The following is a 2,626-nucleotide window of genomic DNA, read 5'->3' on the forward strand; positions in this document are numbered from 1 at the left end:
TTCGTGCCTACGCTGGACAGTTTTTAAGTCGCAGTTTTATGGTTTTGCTGCGCAAAAATATTCCATAAAACCACAACTTAAAAACTGCCGCTGAACTCGGCGTTATGCTAAATGAAAAATTAAGACTGATAGGGCTTTAAGGAATGAAAAGCAATCTTGAGCAAAAATCTAACGAGAGTGTGGTGAATACTCTTGTAGGAGAAAATTCTCTGCTAGATACATCAGTTATAAAAATTGAAATATATGAGCAAGAATTCGTAAGAATAGTAAGCCTCTCATTAAAAATGAGAGTCAAAAGTGACTTTGAATTAATTAGGCTAGAGTTTTTAGATGTAGAAGAATATGGCTTTTACTCATCTCATAACTATGGAAATCATATTGAAAGGTATAAATTTTTTAAAACTCAAATTGGTCTTTATTATATTTCACTAGATCCTTTCAATGAGGTCATGGAAATTAATGAGCATGACCAAGATTTTGTTATTTCAAAATCAGTAAAATTTGAAATATTGAAGTAAATAAATAGGGCATAACAAGTCGTTGCAGCTCCGCTACGGCACTTCGTGCCTGCGCTGGACAGTTTTTAAGTCGCGGCTTTGTGGTTTTGCTGCGCAAAGTATTCCACAAAACCACAACTTAAAAACTGCCGCTTAGCTCGGCGTTAGGTGAAAATGAAACTATCAATATCATCAGTAGATTATGCACCGGAAGAACTTTACGAGCAGACACCATTTTTTGTAAAGCTCGTTCGGCAAATTCCGGGCGACGATCGTCCAGACTATTGGCTTGGGGAGCTAGAAAAACCGCTGTACTGGAATAATGAAAATAAATCTACTGAAATTACCTATTTAATTATTGCGGCGCGCTGGGTCGGTACACAGCTAAAACCTAACGTTGAAAATATTCCTATTGGTATTGCGTATGTTACTAATAACGCACAGGTACAAGAAGAGAAAGTTGACTTTAGTAAATGTAGTTATGTAGCCATCGGTATAGCTACGGAAATTGAAGGTGGAAATGAGCCGAAATCTTTAACCAAAATAATTTATGGAAATATTGGAAAAATATTTGGCATAGGTGGAAAATAGAAATCACATAACAAGTCGCTCAAGCACCAGTCGCTTCGCTCCTTGGACAGTTTTTAAGTCGCAGTTTTGTGGTTTTGCTGCGCAAAAGTATTCCACAAAACTACAACTTAAAAACTGCCGCTTAGCTTGGCGTTATGCTCAATCACGAAGAAAAGGAAATTAAAATGCCGAAATTTTTAGTTTTGCTAAGTTCTGTTTTATTAAGTCTGCATTGTTTTGCGGAGGACACAATTCTATCTCGTACTGAGCATATTGCAGCTAAATTCGAAGTAATCTATCAATTGGGGTTGGCATGTGAGCAGCAGCTTAATTCGTCAGCAGGAGAGGGTATCTTTTCCAAGGAATGTAAAAAATACTCCAAAACAATTCAATCAAAGTACTATTTATCGGCTATGGCTGAATGTGAAAAATTACTTGAACACCATGATGAATCCAGTAAGCTTTTAAGAGAGGAATCTGACTTAAGCAGAACAAATCCAAAAAAATATAGGAAGTTAAACTTTGAAATAAAGCAAATATTTCAAACATGTCAGCCAGAAGTTATAGCTAATAACTATAAAAGCTTAACTAAAGTCCAAGAAAAAATTAAAGCAATCGGTGAGCTTCCTGAATAAGCATAACAAATCGCTCAAGCACCGCGCACTACGTGCGCTGGACAGTTTTTTAAGTCGCAGCTTTGTGGTTTTGCTGCGCAAAAGTATTCCACAAAACTACAACTTAAAAACTGCCGCTTAGCTTTGCGTTACGTGATTCACTGAGTTTAATATTGTGCAAAATTTACCCATTGTGATGTTTTCAATAATTGGTTTCGTCGCACTCCTTTTGTTCTACGTTGGTTTAAAACGAAGGTGGAATATTGAAGGTAAGTTCAGTTCTTTGTTTTCTACAAAAGAAATAGAAAATTTTAAGTTCTCAATTCTTCAAGAGTTCGGTGAAATTTTCCCATACTCAGAAGTAACAGAAAATCTAAGTTGTTTTATATATTCAATCGGTGAGGTAGGGGTTCTAGGGGATCATTACTATTTTGGTGTTCGCTTAAAAAATTGGAGTCCAATTCACGAGTTTGAGCCTGGGGTATATGGTAACAATTATGCTTTGGAAAGAGTTGCGGACAAACACTTAGAATATAAAGGTAAGCCTAAAAAATTATCTTTATCTAAATTTGTAGTTAAACCAAATATCCCTAACTCATATTCTTTTGTTGAAATTACAAATAACGAATTCATTGCGTTTTATGAAATGCCAAAGTATTTTGGGTATGGCTGCTTGTTGACATTGGCTGCGGAAATTTCGTCTCACAGTACAAACACGTAACAAATCGCTCAAGCACCGCGCACTACGTGCGCTGGACAGTTTTTAAGTCGCAGTTTTGTGGTTTTGCTGCGCAAAAGTATTCCACAAAACCGCAACTTAAAAACTGCCGCTTAGCTCGGCGTTAGGCATAAGCAATGAAATACATTTTCGCCATCATATTATTCATATTTGGTTCGCTAGCAAATGCGAGTCAAGATTTATACGCGCCAATTTCAGAATTACAA

The 2,626-nt window shown here is 36.4% G+C and carries 4 protein-coding genes; all 4 read left to right on the plus strand.

The features are described from left to right. Positions 1-143 precede the first annotated feature (143 nt). The 4 genes from IE104_RS18890 to IE104_RS18905 all read left to right on the plus strand — a co-directional run bounded on the left by IE104_RS18890 (position 144) and on the right by IE104_RS18905 (position 2,402). Positions 144-518: a hypothetical protein gene (locus tag IE104_RS18890; RefSeq protein ID WP_189421467.1), complete on the plus strand. Its 375-nt coding sequence runs from the start codon at positions 144-146 to the stop codon at positions 516-518. Positions 519-671: 153 nt separating this feature from the next. Next, a complete protein-coding gene (locus IE104_RS18895; protein WP_189421468.1) occupies positions 672-1,088 on the plus strand; it encodes a hypothetical protein in 417 nt (138 codons plus the stop codon). A 164-nt stretch (positions 1,089-1,252) separates the two neighbouring features. Further along, a complete protein-coding gene (locus IE104_RS18900) occupies positions 1,253-1,702 on the plus strand; it encodes a hypothetical protein (RefSeq protein ID WP_189421470.1) in 450 nt (149 codons plus the stop codon). A 154-nt stretch (positions 1,703-1,856) separates the two neighbouring features. Continuing rightward, complete coding sequence (locus IE104_RS18905; RefSeq protein WP_189421472.1) at positions 1,857-2,402, plus strand: hypothetical protein; 546 nt, start codon at positions 1,857-1,859, stop codon at positions 2,400-2,402. Positions 2,403-2,626 lie beyond the last annotated feature (224 nt).

Source organism: Cellvibrio zantedeschiae (assembly GCF_014652535.1).
Classification (GTDB): Bacteria; Pseudomonadota; Gammaproteobacteria; order Pseudomonadales; family Cellvibrionaceae; genus Cellvibrio; species Cellvibrio zantedeschiae.